The organism is Agrobacterium sp. NPDC090283, from assembly GCF_044769685.1.
Classification (GTDB): Bacteria; Pseudomonadota; Alphaproteobacteria; order Rhizobiales; family Rhizobiaceae; genus Agrobacterium.
The window spans coordinates 281,506-300,095 of record NZ_JBIVYG010000002.1 but is presented as its reverse complement, the minus strand read 5'-3'; the positions used below and the strand labels follow the sequence as shown (position 1 = coordinate 300,095).

Below are 18,590 nucleotides of genomic sequence, written 5' to 3'. Positions count from 1 at the left end.
ATGGATGCGGATGCCTTTGAACGGGTATCCGCATGCCTTTATGATCGCAGCGCCGGTCGCTCGATGCCGAGGTGGTCGCGCAGCGTCGAACCTTCGTAATCCCTGCGGAACAGGCCCCGTTCCTGCAAAAGCGGTACAACTTCGCGGTTGAATTCCTCCAGCCCGCCGGGGAAGAAGGGCGGCATGACGTTGAAGCCGTCGGCTGCGCCGTTTTCGAACCATTCCTGCATCCGGTCTGCCACATCCTTGGCCGTGCCCATGACGATATGGTGGCCGCGGCCGGCGGCGACGCGCAGCGCCAGTTCGCGGATCGTCAGCTTTTCGCGGCGCGCCAGTTCGGTCAGAAGTTCGGCGCGGCTGCGCAGCTGGTCGGAGATCGGCAGGTCCGGCAGCGGGCCGTCAAGGTCGTAATCGGCAAGGCTGTGGCCGATGCGTTCTTCGAGCAGCGGCATGGCGCTCTTGATATCGGTCCAGCGGTTCAGTTCCTTCAGCTTTTCGCCGGCCTCTTCGAAGCTCCTGCCGATGATCGGCATGAAACCGGGCATCACGGCGACGCTTACCGGATCGCGGCCGAACTTCTCCACGCGCGCCTTGAGGCTCGTATAAAAGGCCTGCGCTTCGGAAATCGCCTGCTGGGCGGTGAAGACGATATCGGCGGTGCGGGCGGCGAGATCCTGCCCCGGCCCGGAAGAGCCGGCCTGGATGAGAACCGGGTGGCCCTGCGGCGAACGCGGAATATTGAGCGGTCCCTTGACCGTGAAATATTTGCCTTCGTGATTGAGGATATGGACCTTTTCCGGATCGACGTAACGGCCCGCCTGCTTGTCCTTGACGAAGGCGTCGTCATCCCAGCTGTCCCACAGGCCGCGAACGACATTCACATATTCTTCCGCCACCGCATAACGCTCGTCATGCTCGGGATGGTCCTTGGAAAAATTCGCCGCCGTGCGGGCGTATGAGGTCGTGACGATGTTCCATGCCGCGCGCCCGTGGCTGAGATGGTCGATGGAGGCGAAGGCACGGGCGGTGTGGTAAGGCTCGCCATAGGTGGTGGAGGCGGTGGCGGCTAGCCCGATCTTGTCGGTCACCATGGCAAGGGCCGCAAGCAGGGTCAGCGGCTCGAAGCGCGCGATCATCGACGGATGGGCGTCGACGCCGCTGGTCAGGCCATCGGCAAGGAAAACCATGTCGAATTTCGCCGCCTCGGCCATTTTCGTAACGCGGGTAAGCAGATCGAAATTCTCGCTGCCGGCTTCGGCATCGGGGTGACGCCAGCCGGAAACGTGGTGCCCGGCACCCTGCAGGAAAAGGCCGAGATGTATCTGTCTTTTGCGTGTCGTGGTGGTCATGGGGTTCATGCCTTCATGTCGGTCGAGTTATATTTGCGATACCAGAAGCGTTTCGAGCTTCCTGAGGTCGGCTGCGGTTTTCATGGACCGCACCAGTGCCGGAATGCCGGCGAATTTTTCATTGCCGCCGGTCGCGTCGGCAAATTTTTCGGTCGGATCATCGATGCCGGGGAGGCCGTCGACACGGCGCGACAGCACCGTGCCATCCTTCTTCGTCACATCGATGACCACGAAACGGGTGGTCGGATCGGGCGAGAGACGGCGGGCGGTCTCGTCATGTCGGCGCGAGACCCTGGCGGAAAGCGCAAGCAGGTCGGCGCGCGTCGGGCGCTCATCGAAATGGCCAATGCCGAGTGATCCATCGGTTAGAGCGGCGGCAAAGACATATTCGGGGCTGAAACGCGCATCGATGCCGGTCGTGGGGGTGGACGGTCCGACAAGGGCGGCATCGCCGCCCGGCGGGAAGGTGATGGTGACCGTCTCGATCTCCCCCGGTGCCAGATCATCCGCGTTGCGCAACGCCAAAGCGCCGACGGCGACGGGATGGGCGGCGGTGCAGCAGGGGAAGGCCTTGAGGGTGAGGCCCGGCGAGACGATCTGCCAGGGTGAGCCCCAGCCGGAGAGAACGCGTTTCGGCTGCTCGGCGCCAAATGCGAAGGCCGAATAAAAGCCGATGGGGTTTTCGAGAAAATCCGGCGCTCCCTGAAAACCGGACCGCGCCAGCCGTGCGGCGGTGAGGCCGGCGCGCGTGGCGAGCCCGGCGTGCAGGGGCTTGGCGTCATAACCGAATTGCAGGCGAAGCCCGGCCGACTGGGTGGCGGCGAGGCCGAGCGCCACGGCCGTGGTCTGCGGATCGAACTTCAAGAGATGGGCAATCGCCGCCGCAGCGCCGATGGGGCCGAGCGTTGCGGTGGCGTGGAAGCCGTTTTCGTAGTGTTTGGTCCCGAGCGACAAGCCGAGACGCGCCATGGTTTCCAGCCCGACGATATAGGCGGCGACGAAGGCATCCGCCGTCGAGCCCTCTTCGACCGCGATAGCCAGCAAAGCGGGAATGATCGCGACGGTCGGATGGCCGCGCACGCTGCCATGGACATCGTCATAATCAAGCACATGCCCCGCATGGCCGTTGATGAGGGCGGCGGTAAAGGCATCCGTGCGCAGATCGTGGCCGAGAATGCCCGCCGCGCCTGATGTGCCCGGTGTAAAGCTGTCGATCAGGATCCTGGTGCTTCTGTCGGCGGCACCGCCCAGAACGCAGGCAAAAAAATCGATCAGCGCCGTGCGGGCGATGGCCACAGCCTCCTCGTCACGCAAAGGATCGGAGGCGGCAATCGCTTCGGCGAGATGAAGGGTGAGCTTTTCGTCGGCGGTCATGGCATCATATCCCTTCGCCGTCATTGACCCGCGCCACCTGTCCGCCGAGACCCTTGACGAAGGCGTTGATGCGCGGATTGGTCGACCTGTAGAAGATGTGCTCCGGCGTGCCCTGATCGACGATCAGGCCGTTTTCGGTGAAGACGATATTATCGCTGATTTCTTCGGCAAAACGCATTTCGTGCGTGACGAGAATGCTGGTCATGCCGTCATTGACGAGATCGCGGATGACGGCGAGCACTTCGCCCACGGTTTCCGGGTCGAGCGCCGAGGTGACCTCATCGAAGAGCACCAGTTCCGGCCGCATGGCAAGCGCGCGGGCAATCGCCACGCGCTGTTGCTGGCCGCCGGAAAGCTGGCCGGGATAGGCATCGACCTTCTGGGAAAGACGCACTTTTTCCAGCAATTCGCGGGCATGACGCTCGGCTTCCGCCTTTGGCGTGCCGAGAATCTTGATCGGTGCGATGGTAATGTTTTCCATCACTGTCAGATGCGGGAAGAGGTTGAATTGCTGGAACACGATACCGATGCGCTTTCGCAGCGCGATGCGCTCCGCCTCGGTTTTCAGCTGATCCACACGGGTGCCGCCGACGGTGATCTTGCCCGATTGCGGAATGAGCAGGCCGTTGATGCAGCGCAGGATGGTGGACTTGCCGGAGCCGGAAGGGCCGATGATGGAGACGGCGTCGCCCTTGTTCACCGTGAGGTCGATGCCCTTCAGGACCTGATTGTCACCGAAGGACAGGTGTATGCCTTCCAGTTCGACCAGAGCTTTTGCGGCGGTTTGTGGTGCGGGTGCGGACATGGCTTGTTCCAATCAGCGGGAAGCGAAGCGCCGCTCGAGGCGCTGCGTGAAACGGGAGACGGGATAGCAGAACAGGAAGAACGCCATCAGAACGGTGAGGTAAACCACGACGGTGAAATCGTTACGCTGCACGGCGGTGCTGGCGTCTGTCGCGGCGTGCAGAAGCTCATGCACGCCGACCAGCGAGGCAAGCGCCGTGCCCATGGTGATCGACGCATAGAGGTTCATCCATGGCGGCAGCGAGCGTTTCACGCATTGCGGCAGGATGATCCAGCGCAGTGTCTGGTTGCGCGAAAAGCCCAGGCCCTGCGCCGCTTCCCATTGCGCGGTCGGAATGGACTGGATGGCGCCGCGCGTAATTTCGGCGATATGGGCGCTGGCCGGAATGGCAAGCCCGACGACGGCCTTGATCCAGTCCGGGAAGGGGATGTAGTTGCCGAAAGCGACGATCTCGAAGGGGAAGATGTAGGTCGCGGCAAAGATCAGCACCAGATGCGGCGCGTTGCGGAAGACCTGCACATAGGTCAGTGCCGGCGCGCGCACGAGGCGATAGGGCGCGAGCTCCATGATGCCGAGCAGGACGCCAATGAAGGTGCCGATGGCGATCGCCAGGATGCTGATCAGCACGTTCATGGCAAAACCCTTGGCCAGATAGGGCAGCCATTGCAGCAGCACCTGACCGAGCGATGGATCGAGGATCAGCCAGAGGATGACGGCGATCAAAACGCCGAGCAGCAGAATGGTGCCGAAGGGCGGCTTCTTTACCGCCTGTGTTGGAGAAACCACCGCACTCATTGACCGAACCCCGGAACCGCAAGACGCCGTTCAAGCCACAGACCGGCCCTTGCGACGATGAAATTGATGACGCTGAAGAAGATCAGGATGACGATCATCAGCTCGACCACATTGTCGCGCTGCGTCCAGATCAGGATCGATGCATAGGTGATTTCACCGACAGCAATTGCCGAGCCGACCGTGGTGAGCTTCACCAGATTGACGAGGTTGTTGATGATGGAGGGCAGCGCCGTGCGGATCGCCAGCGGAAACTCCACATAGCGTAAAATCTCGAAGGAACTGAAACCGATTGCGCGCGCTGCCTCGATGGTGGTGGCCGGCACCGCCTCGATGCCGCCGCGCAACGCTTCCGCATGGAAAGCGGCGATGTGCAGGCCGGTAATGGCGACGACCCAGAAAAAGGGTGTCAGCGGATTGTTCTGCGCGCCGCCGAGAGCGTTGGAAATCAGCATGTTGAGCACGAGGAAACCGCACATCAGCTGCACCAGCGTCGGCGTGTTGCGCGTCAGTTCCACATAGGCGCGCACGGGGCCGGCGAGCCAGACCTTGCCCGATGTCAGCATGGCCGCGAAAATGAAGCCGAAGACGAGGCTGAGCGGCAAAGTGACGGCGACGAGGATCAACGTCATCTTCATGCCGTCGAGCCAGATCTGAACTTCGTAGCCACTGTTCAGAAAATCATAGTTGAGGCCGAGATGCGCGGCCAGTTCTATGAAGCGCGCTGTAAATCCATCCTGCATCGGAAATCCATGCTGTTGTCGCGGGTGCCGCCCGGCAGGCGCTGCCAGAATGACCTGTCTTGCTTTAAAGCAGAAAAGAACGGCGGGCGAAACCGACCGTTCCTGATAGTCAGGGGAAATCGCTATGATGGCAGCCGCCCTTGCGTCATGCCGGTCCCCGGAACGAGCCCGGGTACGATCCCGCATTCAGCCACGGCGCGGCTGCGCCGTGAAAGAGCCTCTCGCGATCAAGGACTCGATCGCGCTGGACCCCGGACGAAATCCGGGGGTGGCGGAGCAAGCGTGGTCGCTCGTTCTCTTACTGAGCGGCCGAAAGCTTCTTCTGCTGTTCTTCCATATAGCCGATGCTTGGCAGGCGGTTGGCCTTGGCGAATTCGAGCATCTTGCCCGACGCGTGCAGTTCCTTGACGATCTTGTCGAGCGCGGCCTGCGTGTCGCTTTCGCCCTTGCGCAGCCAGATCACGGAATCCGACGGGATCAAGTCGGTGGGGATGAGGATGCCGTAATCCTTCCACTCGTCGGCGCGGTCCTGAAGCATCAGGCTCAGTGTGCCGTTGACGTGAACGGAAACATCGCAATTGCCGCCCTTCAGCGCCAGCAGCGATTCCGGCTGGCTCGGCAGAGCCTTCACCTGCGCGCCATATTGTTCGATCAGTGGCTGGGTGTAGTTCGACCCTTGCGAAACGCAGGCGATCTTGCCCTTCAGGTCAGGCCAGTCCTTGATGCCACTGTCCTTGCGGCCGATGGCGGCGCCACCCTGGCGGTCATAGGGAGTGGGCACATAATCGAGGGTTTTGGCGCGCTCTTCCGTGTACTGCATGTTGGCGATCAGAATATCGACCTTGCCCTGCTGCAGGAACTGTACCCGGTTGGGCGGCGTGACGGTCTCGGTAACCAGTTCTACACCGAGGCCTGCAGCCAGCGCCTTGGCGACGTCGATGTTGAGACCCTTCTGCTCCTGCGTCTTCGGATCGATAAAGCCGAAAGGCGCGCCGGAGAGGATGACGCCGACGGTGAGCTTGCCGCGACCCTTGATACGGTCAAGCGTTGCATCCGCGTGAGCGGCGGTGGCCATCGAAGCGACGACGACGGTTCCGGCGATGAGTTTTGCGGCAAATCTGGAGAAAGAGAGGGCCATGGGTATTTCCTTTTGATTGTGAGTGGAAACTACATGAGGCACCCGCCGAGAGCGAGAATTGGCATTGCGTGAAAAATAGTATGAATAAAATCCGGTTCCAATAAATCTTTCAGGAAGAAAAATTATCCTAATAATTTGAAATCGTAGAATCCTGTTCTGTGTCGCTCCCGTTTTGCGTTTTGCCGTGAGGGGCGCGGGAGAAATTCAGATGCCGTCTGCGGACCGAATGGCTACGGACAAAGTGAGCGGATCCCGCTTGTTTCTTCTCCCCGCCGCGGAGAAGGTCGCGGCAGCGGGATGAGGGGGCAAGGCCCGAGATATGCGGAGAGGGCGCCCCTCATCTGACCCTTCGGGCCATCTTCTCCCCGGCGGGGAGAAGAAATACGCCGCGACGTCACCGTCCGGCGTTATAGGCCGCGATTGCCGCCATATTGACGATATCGCTATCCTTCGCACCCATCGAGGTGATCTGCACCGATTTGTCGAGGCCGACGAGAAGCGGGCCGATGACGGTCGCGCCGCCCAGTTCCTGCAGCATCTTGGTGGAGATGGAGGCGGAATGGATGGCGGGCATGACCAGCACATTGGCCGGGCCGGAAAGCCGGGCGAAGGGATACTGGCTCTGCATGCGGTGGTGGTTCAGCGCCACATCGGCCGACATTTCGCCGTCGACCTCGAAATTGACGTTGCGTCGGTCGAGGATTTTCACCGCCTCGCGCACCTTGTCGGAGCGTTCGCCGGTCGGCTGGCCGAAGGTGGAATAGGCGAGCATGGCAACACGCGGTTCGTAGCCGAAACGGCGGGCGAGGCCGGCTGCTTCCTCGGCGATATCGGCAAGGTCTTCTGCATTCGGCATGTCATGCACGGCGGTATCGGCGACGAAGACGGTGCGGTTGCGCGAGACTACCAGCGAGACGCCGATGACGCGATGGCCGGGCTTGGTATTGATGCAGCGTCGGATATCTTCGAGCGCGGTGGAATAGTTGCGGGTAACGCCGGTGACCACGGCGTCCGCATCGCCCATCGCCACCATGCAGGCGGCGAAATGGTTGCGGTCGTTGTGGACCAGACGCTGCACGTCGCGCAGCAGGAAGCCGCCGCGCTGCAGACGCGCATAGAGATAATCGACATAGGCATCGACGCGGCTGGAAAGGCGCGCGTTGGTGATCTCGATATTGGCGCGGTCGAGATCGATGCCGGCGCGTTCCGCATTGGCCTTGATGATATCGTCACGGCCGAGCAGGATGGCGGTGCCAAGCCCTTGAGCGGTGAATGAAATCGCCGCGCGCATGACCTGTTCTTCTTCCGCTTCGGCAAAGACCACGCGCTTCGGTGAGCGGCGCACTCGCTCGTAAAGGCGTTGCGTGGTGGAAGCCATCGGGTCGCGGCGGGCGGAAAGCTCGCGGGCATAGGCGTCGAGATCGGGCAGCTCCCGGCGGGCGACGCCGGTTTCAATGGCGGCTTTCGCCACGGCCACCGGGATAGCCGAGATCAGGCGCGGATCGAAGGGAACCGGAATGATATATTGCGATCCGAAGCGCGGGCGGTTGCCCTGATAGGCTGCGGCCACATCGTCAGGCACATCCTCGCGGGCAAGATCGGCCAGCGCCTGTGCAGCGGCGATCTTCATCGCGTCGTTGATCTGGCGGGCGCGCACATCGAGAGCGCCGCGGAAGATATAGGGAAAGCCGAGGACGTTGTTGACCTGGTTCGGATAGTCGGAGCGCCCGGTTGCCATGATGGCGTCGTCGCGGATGCGCGACACTTCTTCCGGCGTGATTTCCGGGTCCGGATTGGCCATGGCGAAGATGATCGGCTTCGGCGCCATGGAGCGGATCATTTCTTCGGTGAAGGCGCCCTTCTGGGAGAGGCCGAACACCACATCCGCGCCCTTCATGGCTTCGGCCAGCGTGCGGTTGCTGGTCTTCACCGCATGCGCGGATTTCCACTGGTTCATGCCTTCGGCGCGGCCCTGATAGATCACGCCCTTGGTATCGCAGAGCGTGATGTTTTCCGGGTTGAAACCCATGGCCTTGATGAGGTCCATGCAGGCAATTGCCGCAGCACCCGCGCCGTTGCAGACGAGCTTCGTGGTCTTGAAATCGCGGCCCGTCAGTTCGATGGCGTTGATGAGGCCGGCGGCGGCGATGATGGCGGTGCCGTGCTGGTCGTCATGGAAAACCGGAATATCCATCAGCTCGCGCAGGCGGCTTTCGATGATGAAACATTCCGGCGCCTTGATGTCTTCGAGATTGATGCCGCCGAAGGAGGGGCCGAGATAGCGCACGCAATTGATGAACTCATCGGCGTCTTCGGTATCGACCTCGAGATCGATGGAATCGACGTCGGCGAAGCGCTTGAAGAGAACGGACTTGCCCTCCATGACCGGCTTGGAAGCAAGGGCGCCGAGATTTCCGAGGCCGAGGATTGCGGTGCCGTTGGAGATGACCGCCACCATGTTGCCGCGCGTGGTATAATCGTAAGCGGTCGCCGGATTTTCGGCGATGGCTTTCACCGGCACGGCCACGCCAGGCGAATAGGCAAGCGACAGATCCCGCTGCGTCGCCATCGGTTTGGTTGGGGTGATTTCCAGTTTCCCCGGCCTGCCTTGCGCGTGGAAATCCAGGGCTTCCTGATCCGTAACCGATGTTCTTGTGCTGGCGGGTTTCGTCGTGTCGGACATGGGCTGTGCGTGCTTTCGTGTCGATAACAATGTAAAAATATCCGCCGTTGTTATTGTATTTTTCGCGCCCCTGCCAAGCCTTGAATGTTGTTCAGTGCAGCAAATTTAAGCGTGATGAAATTTACGCCCGATTCAATCGATTAAGTCCTGATGCGTCGCTATTGAAGGCTCGGCTAGCGAGGGAGGGCCGGCACGCAATCGGACCATGCGTCGGCGCGCTTGTGCGGAACCTCGTGCTCTCCCTTGCGTTAGGAAAACGGGTCCGTCGGCAAATACCCCCGCCGTTCACCAAGCTTTCACAAGGCGAATTTATGAGCTTGCGCTTATCCGCTCGTGAACCGATGATGGCGGTATTTCGAAATATGTATATTGTCCGGCGCGCCGGGAAATTTTTAGAGTTGGAAAGGTTTTGTTGTGAAGGAACACTCTCGAAAGATCACGCCGGTTCTTCTGGCCGGGGGCGCTGGCTCCAGGCTTTGGCCTGTATCGCGCGATCAGTTGCCCAAGCAGTTCCAGCCGCTGGTCGGCAGTCTTTCGACCTACCAGCAGACGCTGCAGCGGGTGGGCGACAAGAGCCTTTATGCTGAGCCGCTTGTCATCACCAACGAGGATTTCCGTTTCTTCGCCCGCCGCCAGGCCGAAGAGATCGATCTGCCGGCAACCGTGGTGCTGGAGCCCGCCCGCCGCGACAGCGCCGCCGCCATGGCCGCCGCCGCCGTGCTGGCCGAGCGCCGCGAGCCCGGCTGCCTGGTGCTGGCGCTTGCCGCCGACCATGTGGTGCTTGATGCCGACAAGTTCTCCGACGCCGTGAAGCTCGGCGGAAAAGCCGCCGATCAGGGCAATATCGTCGTCTTCGGCCTGGTGCCGACCGAACCGCGCACCTCCTATGGTTATATCAAGCCGGGCGAGGCGATCGATGGCGAAAAAGACTTGAGCACCGTCGATGCCTTCGTGGAAAAGCCCGATGTGAAGACGGCGATCTCCTATCTGGAAAAGGGTTATCTCTGGAACTCCGGCAACTTCCTGTTCCGCTCCGATGTGATGATCGCCGAACTGAAGGCTTTCGCCCCGGAGATTCTTTCGGCGGTGACGCAGGCGGTCGAGCAATATGAAAGCGACCTCGGTTTCGTGCGCCTGCATCAGGCAAGCTTCGAGGCCTCGCCGAAAAACTCCATCGACTATGCGGTGATCGAGAAAACCAGGCGCATGGCGGTGGTGCATGGCCATTTCCGCTGGTCGGACATCGGCAGCTGGGACGCGATCTGGGAAATTGCCGACAAGCACGACAACGACAATGCGCTGGAAGGCGACGGCGTCTTCATCGATTCCGAGGGTTGCCTGATCCATTCCACGCAATTGCTGACGACGGTGGTGGGCGCCAAGGCTCTGGTTGTCGTGGCCACCAAGGATGCGGTTCTGGTGGTGCCGAAAAACCGGGTGCAGGATGTGAAGGGGCTGGTTGAAAAACTGAAAGCTGGCGACCACGCGCCGCAGACGCAAAGCCACAAGCGGGTCTATCGGCCCTGGGGTTATATCGAACACATGTATGTGGACGAGCGTTACCGGGTGGGCCACATCACGGTCGATCCCGGCCACCGCATCTCATTTCAGAAACATTATCACCGCTCGGAACACTGGATCGTCGTCAAGGGCACGGCGACGGTGACGATTGGCGAGGAGACCCGGCTTCTGACGGAGAACCAGTCGGTCTATATCCCGATCGGCCAGCCGCACCGGCTTGCCAATGAGGGGCAGATCCCGCTCGAACTGGTCGAAATTCAGACCGGAGCCTATATCGGCGAGGATGATGTGATCCGCATCGAGGACGATTATAAACGGCAATGACCTCGCTGGCCGCATTGAAGCCGCATGATTGAAGGCGAGCCGGACATTGTTCGTCTCGCCTTTTCCCGTTCACGATGCCAGTGCGTTCACGCAATGGGCAAAGGCGTGGGAAAACATTGCGGCCTCCAGTCCCCGGCGCCAGAACAGCCATCCGAACACCAGGCCGGGTATGAAATTGGTGAGCAGGATTGCGGCGATCAGCGCCGGCTGCGGCTGGGCGACGATGGCGAACAGAAGCGGCAGATGACCGGCGGCGAAGAGGGCGGCTGCCATGATGATCGAGGCCCACAAAATCGAAGGGCGGACGTCTCCCTTGCCCGTCAGGCGCCAGAGCGTCCATGCGAAAAACGACATCAGGCCCCATCGCGTCAGCAGTTCTTCGATAATCCCGCCATAGAGGATGCGGGTTGCCAGTGGCACGGGAAAAGCGCTCATGCCTGCCATCGTCGCGGCATCTGTCACCGATGGCAGGATAATCCGTGCGTAGGCGATCATCAGTATGCCCACAGCAAGCCCAATGGACAGCGCGGCCGGCACCTGTCTTCGCAGCACGGCGCGGTGGTTATTTCCTCGCAGTAGCGCATCGATCAGCGGTGCGCCAAGCCCAACCTTTGCCGCAAGAGTCTGGCCGACCGCAACGGCAGCCACGGTCAGTATCGTCGGTTGCACAAGTATCAGCGCTCGCATCGTATGCGAAAGTTGCTCTCCCGGCACAAGCTGCGCGAAACTTGCCAGCCAGAGTGAGGCGACGCCCGTCAGACCGATGATCAAAAGAATGTGCCAGTTTTTCATTTTCGGTTTTGTCCATTTATCCGCATGCCCGATCTCGATGCGAGAGGCGGCCTCGGCCTGAGACTTTAAAGAGCCAGCATTGCCAGTATGTTACGCGGTGGCACGAGGATTTTTCCGCTGCCGGTTCGTACGGTTTCTCGCTCTGTAAAAGCCCCGCAATGACCTGGAATAGATTCGTATTTTAGGCGGTTGCCTAATCAAAAATCTTCGCATACGTTCCAACTGCAACGTTTCAGTGAGGGAGGAGACTCATGCGAATGCGTGTTATTTCTGCGGCTTTTCTGGCCGGCGTCATGATTCCGGCGGGTATTGCCGGGGCCACCGATCTTGAGGTGACCCATTGGTGGACATCGGGCGGCGAAGCCGCTGCCGTCGCCGAACTGGCCAAGGCTTTCGACGCGACAGGCAATAAATGGGTGGATGGCGCGATTGCCGGTTCCGGCGGCACGGCCCGCCCGATCATGATCAGCCGCATCACCGGCGGCGACCCGATGGGCGCCACCCAGTTCAACCATGGCCGGCAGGCGGAAGAGCTGGTGCAGGCGGGCCTGATGCGCGACCTGTCCGACGTTGCCGCAAAGGGCAACTGGAAAGAGGTCATCAAGCCGGCGAGCCTGCTCGACAGCTGCACCATCGACGGCAAGATCTATTGCGCGCCGGTCAATATCCATTCCTGGCAATGGCTCTGGCTTTCCAACGCCGCCTTCAAGACGGCGGGCGTCGAGGTTCCGAAGAACTGGACGGAATTTGTTGCGGCCGCACCGGCGCTGAAAAAGGCCGGTATCCAGCCGCTCGCGCTGGGCGGTCAGGCATGGCAGGCGAACGGCCTGTTCGATACGCTGACGCTTTCGATCGGCGGCAAGGACCTCTATCAGAAGGTCTATGGCGAAAAGGATGCCGAAGCGGCGGCCGGTCCCGACATGGCCAAGATTTTCGCGGCGGCCGTCGAGGCGCGCGACATGGCCAAGGGCACCAATGTTCAGGACTGGAACCAGGCCACCAACATGGTGATAACAGGCAAGGCCGGCGGCCAGATCATGGGCGACTGGGCGCAGGGTGAATTCCAGCTGGCCAACCAGAAAGCCGGCACGGATTATTCCTGCCTTCCCGGTCTCGGTCTCAATGAATATCTGACCACTGGCGGCGATGCTTTCTATTTCCCCGTTCTGAAAGACGAGGCGAAAACCAAGGCGCAGGACGTGCTTGCCGCAACCATCGTCGATCCGAAAACCCAGGTCGCCTTCAACCTGAAGAAGGGCTCGCTGCCGATCCGCGGCGACGTGGACCTCAATGCCGCCAATGACTGCATGAAGAAGGGGCTGGCAATTCTGGCCAAGGGCAATGCACTGACCAGCACCGACCAGCTGATTTCTGCCGATACGCAGAAACAGAAGGAAGATCTGATGGCGGAATTCTTCGCTGGCTCGATGTCGGCGGAAGATGGGCAGAAGCGCTTCGCGGATATTATCGGTTCGGCTGACTGATTGTGATCTCTCCGGATCGGGGAGTGGTTCGCCGCTCCCCGATCCAACGTCCGGTCCGTGCGATAATGACCGGCACGGACCAGGTTTCATGCGGCAAAATTTTTCGCTTGGCTGCGAACTATAACGTTACAGGAGGAGGTAACATGGCAGGACAAGCGCGCTCCGAGCGCCCCAACCAGCTCTTTCGCAATCTCAATTCCAAGATTGCCTCCATTCCGATGATCTTGACCGCCATGGTGATCTTCCTCGGCGGGACGATCTGGACGGTGGTTTATTCTTTCACCAATTCCAAGCTTCTGCCGCGGGCGAGCTTCATCGGTTTCGATCAATATGAGCGGCTGTGGGCAGCACCACGCTGGATCGTTTCCATCCAGAATCTGGCGATCTATGGCATACTGTCGCTGATCTTCAGCCTCGTCATAGGCTTTGTGCTGGCGGCGCTGATGGACCAGAAAATCCGGTTCGAAAACACCTTCCGCACCATTTTCCTTTATCCCTTCGCTTTGTCCTTCATCGTCACCGGCCTTGTCTGGCAATGGCTGCTCAATCCGGAATTCGGCATCCAGTCCGTGGTCCGCTCGATGGGTTGGGAAAGTTTCACCTTCGATCCGCTCTATAATTCCCAGATCGTCATCTACGGCATCCTGATTGCAGCGCTCTGGCAGGGCACCGGGCTCGTCATGTGCCTGATGCTGGCCGGTCTTCGCGGCATCGATGAGGATATCTGGAAGGCGGCGCGCGTCGACGGCATTCCGATGTGGAAGACCTATATTCTCATCATCATTCCCATGATGCGGCCGGTCTTCATCACCACGCTGGTCATCATCGCCAGCGGCATCGTCAAGGTTTACGATCTGGTGGTGGCGCAGACCAGCGGCGGGCCGGGCATCGCATCTGAAGTGCCAGCGAAATATGTCTATGACTACATGTTTCAGGCGCAGAACCTGGGGCAGGGCTTTGCCGCCTCGACCATGATGCTTCTCACCGTCGCTATCATCGTCATTCCGTGGGCCTACCTCGAATTCGGAGGCAAGAAGCGTGGCTAATATCAGCACATTGAACACGGTTGTTGCCGCCACCGATGCGGTTTCCAGGGAGCTTTCCGGCCCGCGCGGCAGGAAGCCGAGGAAAACCTTTTCCCGCCGCAACATCATTCTCTATGGCACGCTGTTCGTGGCTGCCGCCTATTACCTGCTGCCGCTCTACGTGATGGTCGTCACCTCGCTGAAGGGCATGCCGGAAATCCGGCTTGGCAATATTTTCGCACCGCCGGTGGAAATCACCTTCGAGCCCTGGGTGAAAGCCTGGGCGAATGCCTGCACGGGCCTGAACTGCGACGGACTTTCGCGCGGCTTCTGGAACTCGGTGCGCATTCTCGTTCCTTCCGTCGCCATTTCCATCATCGTCGCTTCCGTCAGCGGCTATGCCATGGCCAACTGGAAATTCAAGGGATCGGAGCTGTTCTTCTCGATCCTCATCATCGGTGCCTTCATTCCCTATCAGGTGATGATCTATCCGATTGTCATCGTGCTGCGCGAACTTGGCATTTATGGCACGCTGACCGGTCTCGTCATCGTTCACACCATCTTCGGCATGCCGATCCTGACGCTGCTGTTCCGCAATTATTTCGCCTCGCTGCCGGAGGAACTCTTCAAGGCGGCGCGCATCGACGGCGCGAATTTCTGGCAGATCTATTTCCGCATCATGCTGCCCATGTCGCTGCCGATCTTCGTCGTGGCGATGATCCTGCAGGTGACCGGCATCTGGAACGACTTCCTGTTCGGCGTGGTGTTCACCCGGCCGGAATATTACCCGATGACGGTGCAGCTCAATAATATCGTCAACTCCGTGCAGGGCGTGAAGGAATATAACGTCAACATGGCCGCCACCCTTCTGACCGGGGCCGTGCCGCTGATCGTCTATTTCGTTTCCGGCAGGCTATTCGTGCGCGGTATTGCTGCCGGCGCAGTAAAAGGTTGAGCTATATGAACAAAAGCGTTTCCATCCGCGATCTTTCCCTGTCTTTCGGTGCCGTCACCGTGCTGAAAGACCTCAATCTCGATATTTACGACGGCGAATTCCTCGTACTGCTCGGCTCTTCCGGTTGCGGCAAATCGACCCTTCTCAATTGCATTGCCGGGCTTCTGGAACCGACCGACGGGCAAATCTTCATCAAGGACCGCAACGTCACCTGGGAGGAGCCGAAAGACCGCGGCATCGGCATGGTGTTCCAGTCCTATGCGCTTTATCCGCAGATGACGGTGGAGAAGAACCTGTCCTTCGGCCTTCAGGTTGCCAAGGTGCCAAAAGAGGAGATCGACCGCCGCGTCAAAAGGGCGGCCGGCATCCTCCAAATCGAGCCGCTGCTGAAACGTAAACCCGCCGAGCTTTCCGGCGGCCAGCGCCAGCGCGTCGCAATCGGCCGGGCGCTGGTGCGGGATGTGGACGTGTTCCTGTTCGACGAACCGCTCTCCAATCTCGATGCCAAGCTGCGCTCGGAACTGCGCGTGGAAATCAAGCGGCTGCACCAGTCGCTGAAGAACACCATGATCTATGTGACGCACGACCAGATCGAGGCGCTGACCCTGGCGGATCGCATCGCCATCATGAAAAGCGGCGTCATCCAGCAGCTGGCGGACCCCGTCACCATCTACAACAAGCCGCGGAACCTCTTTGTCGCCGGCTTCATCGGTTCGCCATCGATGAATTTCCTGCGTGGCGAGCTGATCGAGAAGGACGGCAAGGTCGTCTTCACCACCAATGGCGTGACTTTTGCGCTCGATGGTTATCACGCGGAAACGCCGCTTGCCGCCGGCCGTGCCGTGGTACTCGGCGTGCGCCCCGAACATGTCCGTGTCGATGCCGATATTGTCGGCGGCGAAGTGCATGAGGCCGTTGTCGATATCGAGGAGCCGATGGGCGCCGATAATCTGATCTGGCTGAAACATGCCGGGCATACCATGTCCGTGCGTGTCGGTGGCCACAGGCGGTTTTCGCCGGGCACGAAGGTCCGCCTCGGTCTCGACATGGCCATGGCGTCGCTGTTCGACGCGCAAAGCGAGGAACGGCTTTAAGCGTCCCACTTATTCCCCCACACAATCCCAAGACCCACATCTCTATGGAGGAGACAATGACAGAACTCGGTTTTCAGCTTTACAGCGCCCGCAATTTCCAGCCTTTTTCCAATATTCTGAAGAAGCTCTCGGCGGCGGGTTACAAACAGGTCGAAGGTTACGGCGCCATATATGCGTCGCTGGATGATGCCGGATTGAAGGGTCTGCGCGCCGAACTCGATGCCAATGGCCTTTCCATGCCGACCGGTCATTTCGGCCTCGACCTTCTTGAAGGTGACCCGAAAAAGGCGTTGAATATTGCGAGTGTTCTGGGCGTGGAGGCGATCTATTGCCCCTACCTGATGCCCGACCAGCGCCCGACGGATGCGGCGGGCTGGTTTGCCTTCGGCAAGCGCCTGCAGGAAGCCGGCAAGCCTTTCGTGGATGCCGGGCTGGTCTTCGGCTGGCACAATCACGATTTCGAATTCAAGGCGCTCGCCGATGGTTCCACCCCGCAGGAGCAGATTCTTGCCGGCGGACCGGACCTGAAATGGGAAGCGGATATCGCCTGGATTATCAGGGGCAATGCCGATCCGCTCGCCTGGATCGAAAGCTACGGCCAGCGCATCACCGCCGTGCATGTGAAGGACATCGCACCATCAGGCGAGAATGCGGATGAAGACGGCTGGGCCGATGTCGGCCACGGCACGGTGGACTGGAAGGGCCTCGTCGCGGCGCTGAAAGCGAAATCCGCCACGAAACATTTCGTGGTCGAGCACGACAACCCGAAGGATATCGACCGGCTGATCACCCGCTCGATCGCATCGTTCAAAACCTACTAAGTCTCACATTTCGGAGTTTCATCATGGCCAGAGATCTTGGCGTCGGCATCATCGGATGCGGCAATATCTCGTCTGCTTATTTCTCGCTGGCACCGCTCTTCAAGGGCATCAAGGTGCTGGCCTGCGCCGACCTCAACCGCAATGCGGCGGAACTGAGGGCGGAAGAATTCGGTGTTGTCGCGCAGTCCATCGAGGAACTGCTTGCCAACAAGGACATTGACGTGGTGGTGAACCTCACCATCCCCGCCGCGCATTTCCCGGTGTCGAAAGCAGCGCTCGAGGCGGGAAAACACGTCTATTCGGAAAAACCACTCGTCCTGTCGCTGGAAGAGGGTGAGGAACTGCGGCGCATCGCCCGCGAGAAGAAGCTGTCCGTCGGCTGCGCGCCGGATACGTTCCTCGGCGGGGCGCATCAGCTCGCCCGGCAATATATCGATGACGGCAAGGTCGGGCGCATCACCTCAGGCACCTGCCATGTCATGAGCCCCGGCATGGAGATGTGGCATCCCAATCCGGGCTTCTTCTTCCTGAAGGGCGGCGGGCCGATCCTCGATCTCGGCCCCTATTATATCGCCAACCTCATCAATCTCCTCGGCCCGGTCAAACGCGTCGGTGCGCTGACCTCGATGGCGAACCCCACCCGCACGGTGACCAGCCAGCCGCTGAACGGTGAGGTCATCCCCGTTGAAACGCCGACCAATATCCACGCCCTGCTGGAATTCGTGAACGGCGCGACGATCACGCTTTCGGCCAGCTGGGATGTGTGGTCGCATCGCCACGCCAATATGGAACTCTACGGCACGGAAGGCTCGATCTACGTGCCGGATCCGAACTTCTTCGGCGGTGTGGTGGAAGCGAGCGGCCGCGACAAGAATATCCAGCCGCTGGAGGACTGGGCGCATCCCTTCGGCATAGCCAATCAGGAAAGCCCGAACGGTCCGCGCGCCAATTACCGCACGGCGGGTCTTGCCGATATGGCGATTGCGCTTCTGGAAGGCCGTGATGCCCGCTGCTCGCTGGACCGCTCGCTGCACGGCATCGACGTGATGACCTCGATCCTGAAGTCCGGCGAGGAAGGCCGTTTCATCGAGATGAGAACGACCTGCACCCAGCCGGCCGCACTCGGCATTGAGGAGGCGCAGGCGCTGCTGCGCTGAGCCTGTTTACAATAAAAGGCCCGGCGCACTGCCAGTCCGCCGGGCCTTTCCGCTCAGCCGGCTACGGCGAGCGTCGCGGGTTCATGGAACCTTCAAATTCCAATAAAAAGGCCGAGCCAGCGCGCCACGGTCCTGATCATCCAGATCAGGAAAACGAACGGGGCTATGCCGACCGCTGCGACAAGCGCCGCCGCGGCGACGAAGAGCGCGGTGGTGAGATTGCGCCTGAACCGGTGGCGTTTTGTGTCGAGGGCCTTATCCATGGCGAAGGGCGGCAACCAGCCCACGAATGGTGAGCGTGACGTAAAGCATGCCCGCCATCGCCATCAGCAGGCCGGCGCCAAGAGAGCTGAGGTTGCTCAGCGAAAACAGGAATGTATCAGCCGCCACCATTGGCAAGACCCTTCAAGAACAGCAAATTCCGCATCGTTCTAGATCGTCCCGGTTTCCCGCTTATGTCCCGTTTGTTTCGTCTTGTTGCTGTCGCGGGGCATTTTCGTGATGGCGCGGCTTGGCTGCATATGCGCAAGGCC

General features: G+C 60.3%; 17 protein-coding genes. 7 read left to right on the top strand and 10 right to left on the bottom strand.

Annotated elements, in window-relative coordinates; translation table 11 throughout:
* Window positions 1-38: 38 nt before the first annotated feature.
* From ACIQUH_RS04355 to ACIQUH_RS04325, 7 genes are all read right to left on the bottom strand, one after another.
* Entirely contained in the window at window positions 39-1,358 is a 1,320-nt protein-coding gene (locus ACIQUH_RS04355; protein WP_400812801.1) for an LLM class flavin-dependent oxidoreductase, read from the bottom strand.
* A gap of 18 nt (window positions 1,359-1,376) precedes the next feature.
* Complete coding sequence (locus ACIQUH_RS04350) at window positions 1,377-2,723, bottom strand: MmgE/PrpD family protein (RefSeq protein WP_400812800.1); 1,347 nt, start codon at window positions 2,721-2,723, stop codon at window positions 1,377-1,379.
* A 4-nt stretch (window positions 2,724-2,727) separates the two neighbouring features.
* Window positions 2,728-3,528 (bottom strand): amino acid ABC transporter ATP-binding protein, encoded by an 801-nt coding sequence (locus ACIQUH_RS04345; RefSeq protein ID WP_400812799.1) that lies wholly within the window; start codon window positions 3,526-3,528, stop codon window positions 2,728-2,730.
* Window positions 3,529-3,540: 12 nt separating this feature from the next.
* A complete protein-coding gene (locus ACIQUH_RS04340) occupies window positions 3,541-4,323 on the bottom strand; it encodes an amino acid ABC transporter permease (RefSeq protein ID WP_400812798.1) in 783 nt (260 codons plus the stop codon).
* The gene (locus tag ACIQUH_RS04335) at window positions 4,320-5,063 is read right to left on the bottom strand and encodes an amino acid ABC transporter permease (protein WP_003524557.1); all 744 of its coding nucleotides are present in this window, start codon (window positions 5,061-5,063) and stop codon (window positions 4,320-4,322) included. The genes ACIQUH_RS04340 and ACIQUH_RS04335 overlap by 4 nt, the downstream gene beginning before the upstream one ends.
* Window positions 5,064-5,361: 298 nt before the next feature.
* Window positions 5,362-6,201, bottom strand: coding sequence for a transporter substrate-binding domain-containing protein (locus tag ACIQUH_RS04330; RefSeq protein WP_400812797.1), 840 nt, complete (start codon window positions 6,199-6,201; stop codon window positions 5,362-5,364).
* A gap of 394 nt (window positions 6,202-6,595) precedes the next feature.
* Window positions 6,596-8,884 (bottom strand): NADP-dependent malic enzyme, encoded by a 2,289-nt coding sequence (locus tag ACIQUH_RS04325; protein WP_400812796.1) that lies wholly within the window; start codon window positions 8,882-8,884, stop codon window positions 6,596-6,598.
* A gap of 414 nt (window positions 8,885-9,298) precedes the next feature.
* On the opposite strand from ACIQUH_RS04325, the gene ACIQUH_RS04320 reads away from it, so the two are divergent.
* Window positions 9,299-10,729 carry a mannose-1-phosphate guanylyltransferase/mannose-6-phosphate isomerase gene (locus ACIQUH_RS04320; protein ID WP_400812795.1) on the top strand — a complete coding sequence of 477 codons (1,431 nt, stop codon included), beginning with the start codon at window positions 9,299-9,301 and terminating at the stop codon, window positions 10,727-10,729.
* Window positions 10,730-10,798: 69 nt separating this feature from the next.
* On the opposite strand, the gene ACIQUH_RS04315 is transcribed toward ACIQUH_RS04320, so the two are convergent.
* Window positions 10,799-11,521 carry a CPBP family intramembrane glutamic endopeptidase gene (locus tag ACIQUH_RS04315; protein WP_400812794.1) on the bottom strand — a complete coding sequence of 241 codons (723 nt, stop codon included), beginning with the start codon at window positions 11,519-11,521 and terminating at the stop codon, window positions 10,799-10,801.
* A gap of 251 nt (window positions 11,522-11,772) precedes the next feature.
* Here ACIQUH_RS04315 and ACIQUH_RS04310 point away from each other — a divergent pair, with 251 nt between their 5' ends.
* The 6 genes from ACIQUH_RS04310 to ACIQUH_RS04285 all read left to right on the top strand — a co-directional run bounded on the left by ACIQUH_RS04310 (window position 11,773) and on the right by ACIQUH_RS04285 (window position 18,057).
* Window positions 11,773-13,005 carry an ABC transporter substrate-binding protein gene (locus tag ACIQUH_RS04310; protein WP_400812793.1) on the top strand — a complete coding sequence of 411 codons (1,233 nt, stop codon included), beginning with the start codon at window positions 11,773-11,775 and terminating at the stop codon, window positions 13,003-13,005.
* 143 nt (window positions 13,006-13,148) lie between these two features.
* Complete coding sequence (locus ACIQUH_RS04305) at window positions 13,149-14,051, top strand: carbohydrate ABC transporter permease (RefSeq protein WP_400812792.1); 903 nt, start codon at window positions 13,149-13,151, stop codon at window positions 14,049-14,051.
* A complete protein-coding gene (locus tag ACIQUH_RS04300) occupies window positions 14,044-14,985 on the top strand; it encodes a carbohydrate ABC transporter permease (RefSeq protein ID WP_400812791.1) in 942 nt (313 codons plus the stop codon). Before ACIQUH_RS04305 ends, ACIQUH_RS04300 begins: the two co-directional genes overlap by 8 nt.
* Before the next feature lie 5 nt (window positions 14,986-14,990).
* Window positions 14,991-16,079: an ABC transporter ATP-binding protein gene (locus tag ACIQUH_RS04295; RefSeq protein WP_400812790.1), complete on the top strand. Its 1,089-nt coding sequence runs from the start codon at window positions 14,991-14,993 to the stop codon at window positions 16,077-16,079.
* 56 nt (window positions 16,080-16,135) lie between these two features.
* Window positions 16,136-16,900: a sugar phosphate isomerase/epimerase family protein gene (locus ACIQUH_RS04290; protein ID WP_400812789.1), complete on the top strand. Its 765-nt coding sequence runs from the start codon at window positions 16,136-16,138 to the stop codon at window positions 16,898-16,900.
* Between the two features lie 23 nt (window positions 16,901-16,923).
* On the top strand, window positions 16,924-18,057 hold the full coding sequence (locus tag ACIQUH_RS04285; protein WP_400812788.1) for a Gfo/Idh/MocA family protein: 1,134 nt from the start codon (window positions 16,924-16,926) through the stop codon (window positions 18,055-18,057).
* A 92-nt stretch (window positions 18,058-18,149) separates the two neighbouring features.
* Here ACIQUH_RS04285 and ACIQUH_RS04280 read toward each other — a convergent pair whose 3' ends face one another.
* Together ACIQUH_RS04280 and ACIQUH_RS04275 are read right to left on the bottom strand one after the other, a co-directional pair.
* Complete coding sequence (locus ACIQUH_RS04280; protein ID WP_400812787.1) at window positions 18,150-18,320, bottom strand: hypothetical protein; 171 nt, start codon at window positions 18,318-18,320, stop codon at window positions 18,150-18,152.
* Window positions 18,313-18,450 carry a hypothetical protein gene (locus ACIQUH_RS04275; RefSeq protein ID WP_269342821.1) on the bottom strand — a complete coding sequence of 46 codons (138 nt, stop codon included), beginning with the start codon at window positions 18,448-18,450 and terminating at the stop codon, window positions 18,313-18,315. Before ACIQUH_RS04275 ends, ACIQUH_RS04280 begins: the two co-directional genes overlap by 8 nt.
* Between the last annotated feature and the right edge of the window lie 140 nt (window positions 18,451-18,590).